Source organism: Roseovarius sp. THAF9, from assembly GCF_009363715.1.
Taxonomy (GTDB): Bacteria; Pseudomonadota; Alphaproteobacteria; order Rhodobacterales; family Rhodobacteraceae; genus Roseovarius.
The window spans coordinates 1,375,700-1,392,182 of the sequence record NZ_CP045404.1; the positions used below are offsets into that span (position 1 = coordinate 1,375,700).

The window sequence follows — 16,483 nt, forward strand, 5'->3', positions numbered from 1 at the left end:
CCAATAGATACTGTCAGGCAAGGTCTGGCGGCGTCGCGTCCTTGGCCAGCGCCGCCGTGACCTCCTCCAGGCTCTGCACGCTGGTTTGCTTCTCACCCAGGCGGCGCATCGATACGGTCTTTTCCTCGACCTCGCGCATCCCCACGGCGAGGATTACCGGCACCTTGCCCACGGAATGCTCGCGGACCTTGTAGTTGATCTTCTCATTACGCAGATCCGCCTCGGCCCGCACGCCCGCGGCCTTCAACTGGTCCACCACATCCAGCACATACTCGTTCGCTTCCGACACGATCGAGGCGACGACCACCTGGCGTGGGGCCAGCCAGAAGGGCAGCTTGCCTTCCCAATTCTCGATCAGGATGCCGACGAAGCGTTCGAACGATCCAAGACAGGCGCGGTGCAGCATGAAGGGCCGGTGCTTTTCGCCATCTGCGCCGATATATGTCGCATCCAGCCGCTCGGGCAGGTTGGGGTCCACCTGGAACGTCCCGCACTGCCAGACCCGGCCGATCGCGTCGGTCAGGTAAAAGTCCAGCTTCGGGCCGTAGAAGGCGCCATCGCCCGGCTCCAGCGTATAATCACGCCCAACCGCCTTGATCGCGTTCTCCAGCGCGCCCTCGACATAATCCCAGGACTCGTCGCTGCCCACGCGCTTTTCGGGCCGCGTGGCGAACCGGATCTCGAACTCCGGGAAACCCAGCTCGCGATAGACATCCGCGAGGAAATCGATGAACCGCGCGCATTCCTCCTGGATCTGCTCTTCGGTGCAGAAGATATGTGCGTCGTCCTGGGTGAACCCGCGCACCCGCATGATGCCGTGCAGCGCACCCGACGGCTCGAACCGGGCACAGGATCCGAACTCGGCCAGCCGCAAGGGCAGGTCGCGATAGGATTTCAAACCCTGGTTGAACACCTGCACGTGACAGGGGCAGTTCATCGGCTTCAGCGCGTTGATCCGGGTCTGGTCCTTGTTCTTGACGCTGGCGTCGTCATCCTCGCCGTCGCGGCTCTCGTCCACCTCCACGATGAACATGTGATGCTGGTACTTGTCCCAGTGGCCCGATTTTTCCCACAGCTTGCGGTCCACGACCTGCGGCGTGTTGATCTCGCGGTATCCACCCGCGCGCTGCTTGCGGCGCATGTAATCCTGAAGCTGAGTATAGATCGTCCAGCCGTTCGGGTGCCAGAACACCTGTCCGGGGGCCTCTTCCTGCATGTGAAACAGGCTCATCTCGCGGCCCAGCTTGCGGTGGTCGCGCTTCTCGGCCTCCTCGAGGAAGTTCAGATACGCCTTCAGCTTTTCCTTGGACGTGAAGGCCACACCATAGATCCGCTGCAGCATCGGGCGGCTGGAATCGCCACGCCAATAGGCCCCAGCGATGGACATCAGCTTGAACGCATCCGCCGGCACCTGTCCGGTGTGCTGCAAATGCGGACCCCGGCACAGGTCCTGCCAGTCGCCATGCCAGTACATCCGCAAGGGCTCATCGCCCGGAATGGCGTCGATCAGCTCGACCTTGTAGGGCTCGCCATTGTCCTTGTAGTGCTGCACCGCGCGGTCGCGCTCCCACACCTCGGTGCGGACGGGGTCGCGCAGGTTGATGATCTCGCGCATTTTCTTTTCGATGGCGCCCAGATCCTCGGGTGTGAACGGCTCCGCCCGGTCAAAATCGTAATACCAGCCATTCTCGATCACCGGGCCGATGGTGACCTTGGTCTCGGGCCAGATCTCCTGCACGGCGCGGGCCATGATGTGCGCAAGGTCGTGGCGTACCAGCTCGTTGGCGGCCTCCTCGTCCTTCATCGTGTTGATGGCGATCTGCGCGTCGCGCTCGATGGGCCAGGCCAGATCCCAGTGCTTGCCATCGACATGTGCCGAAATCGCCTTCTTGGCCAGCGAGTTCGAGATATCGGCGGCCACTTCGGCTGGGGTGATCCCAGCGTCGTATTGCCGCGCATTGCCATCGGGAAGGGTAAGGGAGATCTGAGCCATGTCTGGCCTCCTCGTCAGTTTGGCGCCCACGGAACGCCCGGTTGCGGGTTATGGTCTTGGCCCGGGTTGTGGCGCGGGCCGGGGGCCAAGTCAAGCGCGGCCTGCCCAAAGAGTGCTTTCGGGGCAGGGGTTTGGCCGTGTTTGCTTGGATTCGGTGTGCAAATGCATGCGAATCCACGATGCCGCGTTGCAGCGGGTTGTTTTGCAAGCAATTGAAAAAGCGTCTGAAAATATACTTTACGATGTGGCGCAAACTCCTATATAACCAGTTCGAAACGTGCATTCAGGTTTACTTATCGCACGCCGCAGCAACGTTAAGGAGCAGATGAACATGGCCCGCTACAACGACACATTCGAACTGTCTGTCGAAGACATGGACCTGATCGAAAGCGCACTGCACAGCTCGAAGGTCAACCAACCCGAGCCGGTGACCCGCCGGATCCACGACCTGCTGGGCCGCCTGCACAACCAAAAAGTTTTTTACCGTCCCAAGTCCGCGCCCTATGTCGGAGGCTAACCAGCCTCAACGACAAGGTGCACAGTGCAAGGCACATTCGAACGACTGACAGGACAGGAAAGCGACAAGGCCGAGGCCCGCAACGGGCTTCGGCATATCTTTTCTCTAAGCCTCACGAAAATCGCAGATAGTCTCATAGACCCCAAGCTGGTGCTCAGCTGGCTTCTGGGGATTCTTGGCGCACCCGGCAGCCTCGTGGCGCTTCTGGTGCCGCTGCGCGAGGCCGGGGCGCTCTTGCCGCAGGTGCTGCTGGCGCCGTGGCTGGAACAGCGCAAGCAACGCCGCTGGATGTGGGTCGCGGGCAGCGCGGGGCAGGGGGCCATGGCCGCCGGTATCGCCGCTTCGGCCATTTTCCTGCAAGGCTGGGCCGCGGGCCTCGCCATCTGCGTCCTTCTGGCCACGCTGGCGCTCTTCCGCGCGGCCTGCTCGGTCTCCTACAAGGACATCCTCGGCAAGACCGTCGGCCAGACCAAGCGCGGCGCGGTGACCGGGTTTGCCGGGTCGGCATCCTCCATCGCGGTGCTGGTCTTTGCCGGGCTGATGCTTTCGGGCCTCATCCAGACCAAGACCGCCGTGATCGCGGCCATTGGCTTGGCTTCGTGCCTCTGGATTGCCGCCGCCTTCATCTTCTCGACCCTCGATGAGGATGACAGCACCCCGCAAAAAGACACTGGCCTGCACCGCTTTCGCGACGTGATCCGCGAAGACGCCAACCTGTGCCGCTTCATCCTCGTGCGCGGCCTGCTGACCGCAACCGCCCTCGCGCCGCCGTTTCTGGCCGTGATGACAACGCAAGGCGACGACAACAACCTGCGCACGCTGGGGGCACTGCTGGTGGCGTCCTCGGCGGCGGGGTTCGTCAGCTCCTATGCCTGGGGCTGGCTGGCCGACCGCTCCAGCCGCCTGATGCTGCTGGTGGCGGGGCTTCTGGGCGCAACGGCCATGGCGGCGGGCGTCGCCGTCAACTTGGCTGGATGGGCGCAAACCACCGCGATCATCCCCGGCGTGCTCTTCGTCCTGATGGTCGCCTATCACGGCGTGCGGCAGGCGCGGTCGACCTACCTTGTCGACATCTCGCCCGAGGATCGCCGCACCGTGAATTCCGCCGTCGCCAACCTTGCCATCGGGATCATCCTGCTGCTGGCAGGGGCCTTTGGCGGCGCGCTCAGCTGGGTCGGTCCCAATGCCGCTCTGATCGGGTTCGCGGCCATGTCGGCCCTTGGCGGGCTGGCCGCGCTTGGCCTTCGTGATGTCAGATAGCCGCATACATTCGTATACCATTGTATCGCCCAGCATTCGCCCGTATGCGAATGTTTACTGTAACATATTGTGACAAAAAGAGAATTTTCATTCTTCCATGAGATGCTAGCTTTGGTCTCAGGCCTGATGGGCCACAGACGCGGAAGAATACGAACGGTAACGAATATGACACGTCACGACACCAGCTCCGACAGCACCGACGACACTGGTGATGCGGATGATCCCGATCAAGAGACGGGAACCACCTATCTCGGCTTCCCGGCAAGCGCCGTCGCCGACAAGCCGGGGCGCGAACGCGAATACACGCTCGACCGAATCGAGCGCACGATCGGCTCGATCCTCTGACACGGCCCAAGCGGCTTGAAACGCCGCGCGTAGGGTGACAGGTTCCCGTCAAACCTCGAAGGGGAACACCGATGTCAGAGACAGAGACGCTTACCTCGCCCCAAGGGCGACGTCTGGCCTATCACAAGACCGACGGCGACGGGCCGGGGGTGGTCTTTCTCGGCGGCTTCAAGTCCGACATGGAGGGCACCAAGGCCATCCATCTCGAAGACTGGGCCAAGCGCACGGGCCGCGCCTTTCTGCGTTTCGACTATTCCGGACATGGACAAAGCAGCGAAGCCTTTACCGATGGCTGCATCGGCGACTGGGCCGCCGACGCGCAGGCCGTGATCGAAGAGCTGACCGACGGCCCGCAAATCCTCGTCGGCTCCTCCATGGGCGGCTGGATTGCGCTGCTCATGGCCCGCACCATCCCCGACCGCGTCGCCGGGATGGTCACCGTGGCCGCCGCGCCGGACTTCACGGAGGACAGCATGTGGGCCGGCTTCACCGAGGCGCAGCGTGCCGAGCTGAAGGCCAAGGGCCGCCTCGCCCTTCCCAGCGACTATGACGAACCCTACATCATCACCCACCGCCTGATCGAGGACGGGCGCGACAACCTCGTCCTGCGCGCAGATCTGAAACTGCCCTTCCCGGTGCGCTTCCTGCAAGGCACGGCGGACGCCGACGTGGACATGTCCGTCGCCCTGCGCATTCTGGACCATGCGAAGGGAAAAGACATGCGCCTCACGCTCGTGGACGGGGCAGATCACCGCTTTTCCGACCCGGACTGCCTCGCGCTCATCGAGCGTTCCATCGAGGACGTGCTGGAGCGTCTTGCGTGACATGGCTCGCGCGGGTTCTGGGCCTGCTGGCGCTGATGATCGCCGCGCTCTGGATCTTCGGCCCGCGCGAACCCGTGACGCTCAGCGCCGATTTCGACCCGCGCAAGTTCGGCGAAGGCATCGGCGTTTATCTTGAAAGCACCGAAAGCGGTGTCCCCAACCTGCGCCCCGCCGCAACCAAGCGCGTCGTCTGGGCCGGTCAGGCCGAGACCCGCACGGCCCTTTCCATCGTTTACCTGCACGGCTTTTCCGCCAGCGCCGAGGAAATCCGCCCGGTCCCCGACCGCGTGGCCACAGCCTTGAATGCCAACCTTGTCTTCACCCGCTTCGCCGGCCACGGCCGCGACGGCGCTGCCCTGGCCGAGGCCAGCATGGCGGACTGGATGACCGACACCGCCGAGGCGCTGGCGCTGGGCCGCGCAACCGGCGACCGCGTGATCGTGATCGCCACCTCCACCGGCGCCACCTTCGCGGCCCTTGCCGCGCTCGACCCAGAAATGCGCCAAGACGTTGCGGGCATGGTTTTCGTCGCCCCGAACTTCGGCATCAACAACCCGATGGCGCCGCTGCTGACATGGCCCGCCGCGCGGTACTGGGCGCCACTGCTTGCGGGGCATGAACGCAGCTTCGAGCCGCTGAACGCCGAACAGGCCGCCCATTGGACCACGCGCTATCCCTCCGTGGCCGCCTTGCCCGTGGCGGCCGCCGTGCAGGCCGCGGCACGTGCCGATTACAGCCGCACGAACATCCCCGCGCTGTTCTACTACGACGCCGATGATCAGGTCGTCGACGCCAAGGCCACCGACGCCGTGCGCGCCGATTGGGGTGGCCCCGTCTCGCTGGCACGCCCGTCGAAAGGGCCGGGGATGGACCCGCTGGCCCATGTCATCGCCGGCGACATCCTTTCGCCCGCCGGCACCGGGCCCGCCGTCACGGCCATTCTTGACTGGATCGGCGGATTGCCGTAACGCGCGCAACTTTTCTTGGTTTTCCTGCGCGCCTGTGGCAGAATCACCCTCATAAAACAGCGCAAAGCGCGCGGGCAGGTTAAGGAACAATGCAATGAAAGACCCCTTGGTGTTTCTGCCGGGCATGATGTGTGACGCACGCCTGTTCGGCCCTCAGATCGCGGCGCTCAGCCCCGACTTGCCCGTCACCGTCGCGCCCATTTCCCACGGCGACCGGATCGAGGAGATCGCCTCGGGCTTGCTCGATCACCTGCCGCGTCGCTTCGCGTTGGCGGGGCTATCCATGGGCGGCATCGTCGCGCTGGAGATCGTGCGCCGTGCGCCCGACCGGGTGACCCGCCTTTGCCTGATGGACACCAATTCGATGGCCGAAACACCGCAATCGGCGGCCGATTACGAGCCCATCGTGACCAAGCTGCGAGCGGGCTTCATCGATCAGGCAGTCTCGACGCTGCTGCGCCCCGACCACCTGGCGCCCAATGCCGACCGCACCTCGATCCTGCATATGGTCACCAAGATGGCCGAGAATCTCGGGGCCGACGCGATCACCCGGCAGGTCCGGGCCCTGCAACGCCGCCGCGACTATCAGGCGACGCTGCGCAAGATCGCCGTGCCGACGCTGGTGATGTGCGGCGTGCATGACACCCTGACGCCGGTGAAACGGCATGAATTCATGGCTGGTCTCATCCCCAATGCCGAGCTTGCGCTGGTGCAGGAGGCCGGGCACCTGCCGACGCTTGAATCGCCCGAGGCGGTGACGGCCGCGCTGCGCGTCTGGCTGAAACAGCCCCTGGTTCTGCACAAGCGGGTCGAGGCGGGGTAGGGGGCTGCTGGAATGCGGCGGTTCGAACCGGATGGGGTGAGGGTCGAACTCGCGCCCCTTTGAAACACCGGTATCGGTACCCAGCCGGTTTACAGCCGCGAAGCGGCCCGGCCATCGTAAGCCCCTCCCTTGGGCTGGCGATTTGGCTGAGGCTCGGCGCAACGATCATTCCGAGGATGTATTTGGACGGCATAAAGTGCTTCAGAATTGACGTAGGGTCGCCACCCCAGAGGCTGACAATTGCCTCGGTTCTGAACGGCAGCGAAGTCCCGCAGATAAAACCTTGGCACAGGCAGCAGCAAATGTGCGCATGTGCCTGCTAGGGTTTTTGGGGCGCAGGCCAGATGCGACAAGCCTTTGACCGAAAGCAGTCTCTCGCAGGACGCGCCTGCATGTCAGGCAACGCGACCCACAGCGAAGCGGGTTACTCCGCGGCCATCTTGCCGGCCTTCTTCTTGTCTTTCCGCGACTTCGTGCGGCTGCGCGCTGCCGGATCCTCGGAATTGGCGTCGATGAAGTCCAGCACCAGGGGCCGGATGTTGTTCCGCCAGGACCGGCCCGCGAAGATGCCGTAATGGCCCGCCTCGGGCTCCAGGTGGCTGGCCTTCATGTCGTCCGGCAACCCGGTCAGCAGGTCCAGCGCCGCCACGCATTGTCCGGGAGCCGAGATATCGTCCTTTCCGCCCTCGACCGTCTTCACCGCGACCTTGCTGATCGCGCCGATATCCACCTTGTGGCCATCGACCACGAAGGCGTTCTTGGCGATCTCGCCCGCTTTGAAAATGCGCTCGACCGTCGACAGGTAGAACTCCGCCGGCATGTCCATCACCGCCAGGTATTCGTCATAGAACTTGTTGTGCGGGTCGCGGTCGCTGGCCTCGCCCTGCGCCACGCGGCTGATCTGGTTCAGGAAGGCCTGACTGTGACGCTCGGCATTCATCGACATGAACGACGACAGCTGCAACAGGCCGGGATAGACCTTGCGCCCCACACCGGAATACTTGAATCCGACGCGCTGGATCATCGTTTCCTGCAACTGGCCCATGGTCACGCTATGGCCGAAATCCGTCACCTCCGTCGGCGTGGCGTCGGGGTCGATGGGCCCGCCAATCAGCGTCAGCGACCGGGGCTGCGCATCGGGATCCAGCTCGGCAAGATAGGCGGTCGCGGCCAGCGTCAGCGGTGCGGGCTGGCACACCGCGATCACGTGCAGGTCGCTGCCCAGCTCGCGCATGAAATCCATCAGGTAAAGCGTGTAATCCTCGACGTCAAACTTGCCCGCGCTGACTGGGATATCGCGCGCGTTGTGCCAGTCGGTGACATAGACCTCGCAATCGGGCAACAGCGATTTCACGGTCGAGCGCAAGAGCGTCGCATAGTGCCCCGACATCGGCGCCACCAGCAGGACACGGCGGTCCATTTCGTCCCGGCCCTGCACGTTGAAGTGGATGAGGTCGCCAAAGGGCTTGTCCACCACCTTCTCGATGCTGATCAGGTGATCGCGGCCATCCTCGCCCGTGATCGATTCGATCCCCCAGTCGGGCTTGGTTACCATGCGCTGGAACGTGCGCTCGGTGACTTCGCCCCAGGCGGCCAGCCATTGAAACGCGGGGTTTGGGGTCAGCGCGAAGATGGGGTAAGATGCCATGGAAAACGCTGTCGCACCCAGCCACTGGTTGGTGTTTCGGATGGTTTCCATCAGGTCATATGTGGCCATGTAACGCATTACTTACTCCTTCGGCGTGGAGGGCCGAGTTGGTTCCATTCGTCGCAGTCCCATAGCCCGGCAGGGCCAGTATACGCGGGGCGACGTTAACACATGCATACCAGACGCGGCCCCGCCGCGCCATGCTGCATAGCAGAAAGATTAGAGGATTTCGCAGAAATGGCAACGCCCGACACCGCTGAAGAAAAAAATCTGGAGCGGATGAACGAAAATCTCGAAAAGGTCGAGGCCTTGTCACAAAGGCTCGTGCAGGCGCTCAGCCACCGAAATCCCCCTGCGCCTGAACTGAACGGTCCGGGACAGGAACTTTATGCACGCGCAGCAGCCTCCTATTGGCAGGCGCTGATGGAGAACCCCGGCAAGATCTACGAACAGCAGCTGGAATACTGGGGCAAATCCGTGCGCCACTTCATGGAAGCGCAGCAAGCCCTCATTCAGGGCCACCCCCCGTCCGAGGCCGGCGAGGACGAGCCCGACCCGCTGGACAGCGACAAGAGGTTCACGAATCCCCTGTGGAAAACCCACCCCTATTTCCGGCTCGTGAAACAGCAATACGCGCTCAACAAGCAGGCGGTGGAAAAGGCCGTGGCCGAGGCTGACGACCTCGATCCCAAGGATCGCAAACGGCTGAACTACTTCGCCAGCCAGATCGTCGACATGATGAGCCCGACGAATTTCCTGGGCACCAATCCCGACGCCCTGGAGCGCGCGATCGAGACCGAGGGCGAAAGCCTGGTGAAGGGGCTGGAGAACCTGGTATCGGATCTCGAGGCCAATAACGGCGAGATGGTCGTGCGCCTGTGCGACGAAGAAGCCTTCAAGCTGGGCGAGAACGTCGCCGTGAGCGAAGGCGAGGTGGTCTATCGCAACCGCATGATGGAGTTGATCCAGTACAGCCCCACCACCGCGCAGGTCCACAAGACCCCCGTGGTGATCTTTCCGCCCTGGATCAACAAGTACTACATCCTCGACCTGAAACAGGAAAACAGCCTGATCAAGTGGATCACCGATCAGGGCTATACCCTGTTCGTCGTGTCCTGGATCAACCCCGATGCGTCTTACAGTGACGTGCTGATCGACGACTACATCGAGGAAGGCTTCCTGACGGCGATCCGCGAGGCCAAGGCGATCACCGGCGAAAAGCAGGTCAACGCCGTGGGCTATTGCATCGCCGGCACCACCCTGCACCTGACGCTGGCGCTGATGGCCAAGCGCGGCGACACTTCGGTCAAGTCCGCCACCTTCTTTACCGCACTCACCGATTTCGGCGAGCAGGGCGAATTCGTGCCCTTCCTGCAGGACGATTTCGTCGACGGCATCGAGCGGGAAGTCGAGGAACAGGGCGTGCTGCGCTCTTTCATCATGGGGCGCACCATGTCCTTCCTGCGCTCCAATGACCTGATCTACAAGCCCGCGATCCGCAGCTACATGATGGGCGAAACGCCCCCCGCTTTCGATCTGCTCTACTGGAACGGGGATGGCGCTAACCTGCCGGGTGCGATGACCAAGCAATACCTGCGCGACCTCTGCCAGGCCAATGCTTTCGTCAAAAAGGGCATGAAAGTCTGCGGCGAAACCGTGCATATCAGCGACGTCACCGTTCCGATCATGGCCGTCACCTGCGAAAGCGATCACATCGCCGCCTGGCGCGACTGCTACCGCGGCTTTATGCAGACCGGATCGACCGACCGCAGCTTTATCGTGTCCGAATCCGGCCACATCGCCGGCATCGTCAACCCGCCGTCGAAGAAGAAGTACGGCTATTACATGAACAAGGACCTTCCGCCCACGCCCCAAGAGTGGCTGGAGGGCGCGACAGAGCGCGAAGGCTCCTGGTGGCCGATGTGGGAATCCTGGCTGCGCAAGCGCTCGGGCACCAAGATAAAGGCCCGCGAACCGGGCGATTCCGAGCATCCCAGCCTTGGTCCGGCGCCTGGAACTTACGTGCTTCGCAAGGCAACTGCCTGACGCGAAACGCTTTTTCTGAACGTGTGAAAGTTTTGCTGCAGTGCAGCAAAAGGGGTTGCAATGCTGCATTGCAGCGTCTATATATGCTGCAGATGCAAAGAGCGGATCAACCGCTTGCAAACAGACACGACTGAAACCGAACACAAAGGAGCCGTACCAATGGCAAAAGCACAAGCACAAGACATCAACGCAATGATGAAAGACGTGATGGGCGCATTCCCCGTCGACACCAAAGCGATGGAAGAAGCGTTCAAGAACCAAGCCGCTCTGAGCGAGAAAATGTCGGGCGTCGCCCTCGAAGCCGCAACCAAATCGGCCGAGCTGTCGGGCAAATGGACCCAGGAAACCCTGACCAAGCTGCAAGACGTCACCAAGGCGAAATCCGAGCCGGCAGACTACGCCAAAGCCATGACCGACTTCGCGTCGGCCAACGCTGAATCGGCTGCCGAGCACATGGCCGCCTTCGCCGAGATCGCGAAAAAAGTCCAAATGGACACGGTCGAGCTGATGATGGCTGCTGGAAAAGACTTCCAAGAAGACGCCACCAAAGCCGTCAAGAAAGCCACCGACGACGCGACCGCCGCGGCCAAGAAAGCCTCGACCGCCGCAGCCAAGTAAACGGCGACCGGTCACCGGTTTAACGAGTACGGGCCAACTTCCTCCCTTATGGCCCGGATCACCGAAGGGCGAGCCTTACCGGCTCGCCCTTTTTTGCTGTGGGCGCAGATCAACCGCCGGAGATGGCGTGTACCAGCATTGCCGAAAAAGATGCCGGTTGGGCCCGCAGCCCCGCGATGGACGGAATGCGTTCCGGCGACCGACGGATGGACTGCGCAGTTCATCCCCTAACTCCCGCCAAATCTCAAATCGACGCGCCGACGTCACACGATCGCTGCCCCGATGTCAGTCTGGCGATCGCGCGGCGCTGCAGCTTGCTGCACCTTGACCCCGTTCGGCGCGCGTCGCCTTCAAGGTCTGCAATGCGGGACAAAGCGGACTTCGGAAGGCAGATGTTGAAAGGCCGCTTAGGATTTTCGCGCTAGGATCGCTCTGCAGTTGGACATAACTTCAAATGATCTTGCGAGAAGGTTCTGAACTTATGCCATCATTTGAAATCTTGATCGCTTTTGTGATCGCTACAAGCATCTTTGCCTATATGCCTGGCCCTTCTACGCTTTATGCCGCAGCGCAAACCATAGCGCGCGGACGTCGCGCAGGTTGGTTCGCTGCGCTAGGCATACATATCGGCGGATACGTCCATGTCATCGCGGCGGCAGTGGGGCTGGCGATCTTATTCGAAGCAATTCCTATCTTGTACCTTGCTCTCAAATTTGCCGGTGCAGCCTATCTGATTTGGCTTGGCATTTCGATGTTCTTGACCAAAGCGGAACCGGCTATCCAGCCACAAGTCGCCGGTCAAAAAAGTGCGAGACGTGCTTTCTGGGAGAGCGTTTCGGTTGAAGTCTTGAACCCAAAGACCGCCATCTTCTATGTGGCCTTTCTTCCTCAATTCTCAGATCCGAGCGCTGTATTTCCGATTTGGGTGCAACTGCTCATCTTGGGGACGATCGTGAACATTATGTTTTCCAGCGCGGACGCCATCTGCGTTATTCTCGCGGACACTATTACCACGCTTTTCAAGGCCTCGTCGTCGGCCAATCGCATTGCAAACAAAATTGGAGGAAGCGTTCTGGTCGCGCTCGGTGTCAATCTCGCATTTGATCGGCGGTAAACCGGACGTTCGTGCCAAGCGCAGCATTGAGTAGTTTGGGCTCGCTCCGGACCTTCGCTGCCATCCGTGCAATCGGCAGCTATTGGCCGACCGCAACCATGCACTTGTGACCACACAACCACACTCCGGGGACCAAGTGATTGCCATCAGGTGGCAGTCCCATAAGGTGGCGAGGAACCTCAACGATTCATCGGACTGACACATGCCCTTTGCCGCGGTAAGATCCTTCTTTCTTCTCACATGCAGCTTTCTTGTCGCTGCCTGCGCGGGGCCGATGTCCTCGGACATGCCCGGCGGGTCAACCTATCCCGAGTACAGCCAGATGCAGGAAGGGCACATCACCATCGACGCCATCGACCCGCAATACCTGCGCGAGCCGAACCGTCGCACCTCCGTGACATATACCGGCGACGAGGCCCCCGGCACCATCGTCGTCGATCCCTACGCCAAGTTTCTCTACTACGTCCAGGACGGCCAAAACGCCATCCGCTACCCCGTCGCCGTTGGCCGCGAAGGGCGCGGGTTCAGCGGGCGGGCCACGATCGGGCGCAAGGCCGAATGGCCGGGCTGGACGCCGACGGCCAACATGATCCGGTCCGACCCCGAGGCCTACGCGCCTTTCGCCAAGGGCATTCCGGGCGGCAAGGCCAGCCCGCTGGGCGCCCGCGCGCTCTACCTCTACCGCGGCGGCCGCGACACGTATTACCGCATCCACGGAACCAACGACCCGGCCACGATCGGCAACCAGGGCAGCGCCGGATGCATCCGTCTCTTCAACCAGGACATCATCGACCTCCACGATCGTGTGTCGGTCGGCGCTCCGGTCGTGGTCCGCAGCTACGAGGAGTCCGTCGCAGCGGAAGGCGTCGAGACGGCCAACCGGGGCGGCGAAATGGTCCCGAAACCTGTCGATCCCGAAAGCGTCTATGCCTATGTCGAAGAAGAACAGCAGCGCAAGGCCGAGTACGAAGCCAGCGAATAAGAGCCGGGGCGTCCGCGCGAGTCCTGCATCCCGCATGGATGAGCGATTGACGGGCGCCCCGCCACATTTCGAGGACTGATCACGCCCCCGTAAACCTCCGTTGCATTTCGTTTAAGGGCCGCGTCCTCGTCCCATCGCGCTCCGGTCACGCGCTGCACTTCCACACGCCCTTTCTTTTTCTTCTGCACTGGCATAGTCTTTGCTGCAGCGCACGCATTCCGGGGAGGACACACGTGGCCGAAGACGAAAAACCGCTTCTGATCAAACGGTACGCCAGCCGCCGGCTGTATAATACCGAAACGTCGGATTACGTGACGCTCGAAGACATTTCCGAGTTCATCCGCGACGGCCGCGAGGTGCAGATCATCGACCTGAAATCGGGCGACGACCTCACCCGGCAATACCTGCTTCAGATCATCGCCGAACACGAAAGCCGGGGCGAGAACGTGCTGCCGATCAACGTGCTCACCGATCTCGTGCGCAGCTATACGACCCACGCCACCTCGATGGTCCCCGATTTCCTGTCTGCCAGTTTCGAGATGCTCCAGCAGGGCCAGTCCCAGATGATGGAGAACATGGCCAAGGCGAACCCGCTCGCCGGCTCCTTCAACCAGATGCCCGGGATGGACAGCATTCGCGCCCAGCAGGAGGCGTTCCTCAAGGCCATGACTGGCGGCGGCATGCCCGGTATGACTGGCAAAGCCGCCGATGATGGCGAGCCGGCCAAGCGCGGCGAGGATGACGAGGGCCTCGACGACATCAAGAAGCAGCTGGCCGATCTGCAGGACAAGCTGTCCAAGCTCAGCAAGTAAGGCCCGGCCATGGTCGACAGCCCCGGCCGCATCACCCTGTGGGGGATCGAGGTGTTCATGGCCGCGGCCGACGAACGCTCGATCTCGGCGGCCGCCAAGCGGCTAGACGCAAGCCCCTCGGCGGTCAGCCAGCAATTGACCAATCTCGAAGGCGCGGTCGGCGCCACGCTCCTGCAACGTAACGCAAGGCCGATCCGCCTGACGCCAGCGGGCGAGATCCTCAAACGCCGCGCCCAGGTCATCCTGAACGAGGCCGCACAGGCCCGCGCCGAACTGGCCATGTCCGACATGTCGATGCTGACGCGCTTCCGTCTCGGCATGATCGAGGATTTCGAGGCGGACGTCACGCCGCAGTTGCTGACCCATGTGGCGGCCGAGCTCAAGACCAGCCAGTTCCTGCTGGAAACCGGCGCCAGCCACTCCCTCTACGACCTTCTGGAAAGCCGCACTCTCGACATGATCGTCGCCGCCGAACTCAACGCCGGTGACGACTGGGCCGAGGTTCACCCGCTCTTGCGCGAGGGCTTCGTCGTGGCCGCCCCCAAGGCTCGGATCAAGACCGACGGTGATGTGCTGCGCCAGCTAAAGCGCCTGCCGCTCATCCAGTACACCCAGCGGCATTACATGGGCCGGCTTCTCTCGGCGCATCTCGCGCGGCAGAAACTCAGCCTGCCACACCGGTTCGAGCTCGACAGTTACCACGCCATTCTGGCGCTGGTGGGGCAGGGGACCGGCTGGACCATCCTGCCGCCCCTGGCGCTGATGCGCGCCCGCCGCTTTGCCGATCAGATCGACGTGATGCCGCTCCCGTTCGAGCCGCTTTTCCGCACGATCAGCCTGACCGCGCGCAAGGATATCCTTCAGGAGCTGCCGGCGCAGTTGGCCGAAACCCTGCGCCCGATCCTGCGCGACACGATCGTCGGCCCGGCCCTGGCCGAGTATCCCTTCTTGAAAGACCGGCTGGAGCTGCTTTAGGTCCCGTATACGCGTTCGGGTTCCATCGGCGCCGCCGCCGCCTCCGCCGCGGCGATCAGCGCGTCGGCCACGAAATCGAGGTCGTCCCGGCTCAGCCGGGCGGGCAGCCGCACGTCACAGGCCCGCATCAGCATCGCCCGCGTCTGCGGCAGGTCCGGCGTCGGTCCCGGCAGGAACTGCCAGTTCCAGAAGGCCCGCGCATTATCCGCCGACATGCCGAAGACCTGCACCTTTACACCACGCTCCGCGGCCGCGTCGGCAAAGGCCCGCACCTCCGCATCGCTCATGTCCACAAGGTTGAACTGGATCGAATCCGGCGCCCGCTCTTCGGGTGCCAGCTTGTCGGGCACCTGCATCCACGGCGAGCTGTTCAGCCGCCCGGCCACGTAATCATGGTTGTCGCGCCCGTCGCGCACCCGCCGCCCAACTTCCGGCAGCTGCGGCCGGATGATCGCGGCGCTCAGGTTGCCCATGCGCAGGTTATACAGCGGCAGACGGTTCTGCCAATCGGCAAAGGCGGCTGCCAGCATCGGGTCGTCCTCCGCCATATGCTTGGCCCAGTTATGCTCATACGCGCCCGACATGATCACCGCCCGCGCCACCAGGTCGGCATCATCGGTGACAAGAATGCCGCCTTCGCCCGCGTTGACCAATTTGTAGGACTGGAAACTGAAACACCCCACGCGCCCGATCGTGCCGATCTTGCGCCCGCCCCAGACGGTCCCGAGGCTGTGCGCCGCGTCCTCGATCACCGGGATGCCCCGCACGTCGCACAGCCCCATGACCCGGTCCATGTCCGATGTATGCCCGCGCATGTGGCTGACGATCACAGCGTCGATGCCGCTCTCCAGCTTCGCTTCGAAATCGGCCATGTCGATCCGGTAGTTCTCGCCCACCTCGCACAGCACCGGTACGCAATCGGCATGCACGACCGACGATGGGACAGCGGCAAAAGTGAACCCGGGGATGAGCACCCGCGCGTCCCGCGGCAGCCCCAGCGCCTTCAACGACAGGAACAACGCCGCCGAGCAGGACGACACCGCCAGCGCATAGCGCGTGCCCATCGCTGCGGCGAATTCCCGCTCCAACAGGCTCACCGGCGCATCCTCGGGCGCGGTGTAGCGGAACAGGTCGCCCGATTGCAGCATCCGGTCGATCTCGGACCGGGCCGCCTCGGGGATGGGTTCGGCGTCGTAGACATTGAGGGCAAGGGTCATTTTCAGCTTCCCTGTATATCGTTTTTTGATTTTCCGAAAGTAGTACACCAAAATCGCGGTCGGCCAAAGCGAAGTTTTCGTGACGTGCAGGCCCGAGTCTTCTTTGCCACAGGCGAGATCGCAGACGCATTCGGCGTCTCCGGCTCCGAACGCCAAATTGATGCCAATAAGCGCCCGTAATTCTCCGGGCCTGAAACAAAGTTTCTGACGATCTCGCTCTTGCTCGCGTATCAGAAAATTCTCATGCCCGACGAACTTGCAGGAGCTGCCGCTTTCTATCGCACCGAGGACGGCCGCCTTCTGCTGTAGGAGGGTCTGACCCAGGATATGCTCGAAGCCAG

15 protein-coding genes are annotated in these 16,483 nt (G+C 62.6%); 12 read left to right on the forward strand and 3 right to left on the reverse strand.

Annotated elements, in window-relative coordinates:
• Positions 1–13 precede the first annotated feature (13 nt).
• On the reverse strand, positions 14–1,993 hold the full coding sequence (gene thrS / locus FIU86_RS06815) for a threonine--tRNA ligase (RefSeq protein ID WP_152474384.1): 1,980 nt from the start codon (positions 1,991–1,993) through the stop codon (positions 14–16).
• Positions 1,994–2,324: 331 nt separating this feature from the next.
• Here thrS and FIU86_RS06820 point away from each other — a divergent pair, with 331 nt between their 5' ends.
• The 6 genes from FIU86_RS06820 (at position 2,325) to FIU86_RS06845 (ending at position 6,730) form a co-directional block, all read left to right on the forward strand.
• Entirely contained in the window at positions 2,325–2,510 is a 186-nt protein-coding gene (locus FIU86_RS06820; protein ID WP_152474385.1) for a hypothetical protein, read from the forward strand.
• Positions 2,511–2,534: 24 nt separating this feature from the next.
• On the forward strand, positions 2,535–3,770 hold the full coding sequence (locus FIU86_RS06825) for an MFS transporter (protein WP_152474386.1): 1,236 nt from the start codon (positions 2,535–2,537) through the stop codon (positions 3,768–3,770).
• Positions 3,771–3,935: 165 nt separating this feature from the next.
• Positions 3,936–4,115, forward strand: a complete 180-nt coding sequence (locus FIU86_RS06830; protein ID WP_152474387.1) for a hypothetical protein — start codon at positions 3,936–3,938, stop codon at positions 4,113–4,115.
• Between the two features lie 71 nt (positions 4,116–4,186).
• Positions 4,187–4,939 (forward strand): alpha/beta fold hydrolase, encoded by a 753-nt coding sequence (locus FIU86_RS06835; protein ID WP_152474388.1) that lies wholly within the window; start codon positions 4,187–4,189, stop codon positions 4,937–4,939.
• Positions 4,936–5,907 (forward strand): carboxylesterase, encoded by a 972-nt coding sequence (locus FIU86_RS06840; protein ID WP_254703965.1) that lies wholly within the window; start codon positions 4,936–4,938, stop codon positions 5,905–5,907. The genes FIU86_RS06835 and FIU86_RS06840 overlap by 4 nt, the downstream gene beginning before the upstream one ends.
• A gap of 94 nt (positions 5,908–6,001) precedes the next feature.
• The gene (locus FIU86_RS06845; RefSeq protein ID WP_152474389.1) at positions 6,002–6,730 is read left to right on the forward strand and encodes an alpha/beta fold hydrolase; all 729 of its coding nucleotides are present in this window, start codon (positions 6,002–6,004) and stop codon (positions 6,728–6,730) included.
• A 424-nt stretch (positions 6,731–7,154) separates the two neighbouring features.
• Here the strand turns inward: FIU86_RS06845 and phaZ are convergent, their stop codons facing one another.
• Entirely contained in the window at positions 7,155–8,456 is a 1,302-nt protein-coding gene (phaZ, locus tag FIU86_RS06850) for a polyhydroxyalkanoate depolymerase (RefSeq protein ID WP_152474390.1), read from the reverse strand.
• A gap of 159 nt (positions 8,457–8,615) precedes the next feature.
• Between phaZ and phaC the strand changes: the two genes are divergently transcribed.
• The 6 genes from phaC (at position 8,616) to FIU86_RS06880 (ending at position 14,925) form a co-directional block, all read left to right on the forward strand.
• Positions 8,616–10,424 (forward strand): alpha/beta hydrolase, encoded by a 1,809-nt coding sequence (gene phaC / locus FIU86_RS06855; RefSeq protein ID WP_152474391.1) that lies wholly within the window; start codon positions 8,616–8,618, stop codon positions 10,422–10,424.
• A gap of 159 nt (positions 10,425–10,583) precedes the next feature.
• On the forward strand, positions 10,584–11,042 hold the full coding sequence (locus FIU86_RS06860; protein WP_152474392.1) for a phasin family protein: 459 nt from the start codon (positions 10,584–10,586) through the stop codon (positions 11,040–11,042).
• A 481-nt stretch (positions 11,043–11,523) separates the two neighbouring features.
• Entirely contained in the window at positions 11,524–12,156 is a 633-nt protein-coding gene (locus tag FIU86_RS06865; protein ID WP_152474393.1) for a LysE family translocator, read from the forward strand.
• A gap of 202 nt (positions 12,157–12,358) precedes the next feature.
• The gene (locus tag FIU86_RS06870; protein WP_152474394.1) at positions 12,359–13,138 is read left to right on the forward strand and encodes a L,D-transpeptidase; all 780 of its coding nucleotides are present in this window, start codon (positions 12,359–12,361) and stop codon (positions 13,136–13,138) included.
• Positions 13,139–13,371: 233 nt separating this feature from the next.
• Complete coding sequence (phaR, locus tag FIU86_RS06875; RefSeq protein ID WP_152474395.1) at positions 13,372–13,950, forward strand: polyhydroxyalkanoate synthesis repressor PhaR; 579 nt, start codon at positions 13,372–13,374, stop codon at positions 13,948–13,950.
• A gap of 9 nt (positions 13,951–13,959) precedes the next feature.
• Positions 13,960–14,925, forward strand: coding sequence for a LysR family transcriptional regulator (locus FIU86_RS06880; protein WP_152474396.1), 966 nt, complete (start codon positions 13,960–13,962; stop codon positions 14,923–14,925).
• Here the strand turns inward: FIU86_RS06880 and FIU86_RS06885 are convergent.
• Complete coding sequence (locus tag FIU86_RS06885; protein WP_152474397.1) at positions 14,922–16,142, reverse strand: DegT/DnrJ/EryC1/StrS aminotransferase family protein; 1,221 nt, start codon at positions 16,140–16,142, stop codon at positions 14,922–14,924. The genes FIU86_RS06880 and FIU86_RS06885 overlap by 4 nt on opposite strands.
• Positions 16,143–16,483 lie beyond the last annotated feature (341 nt).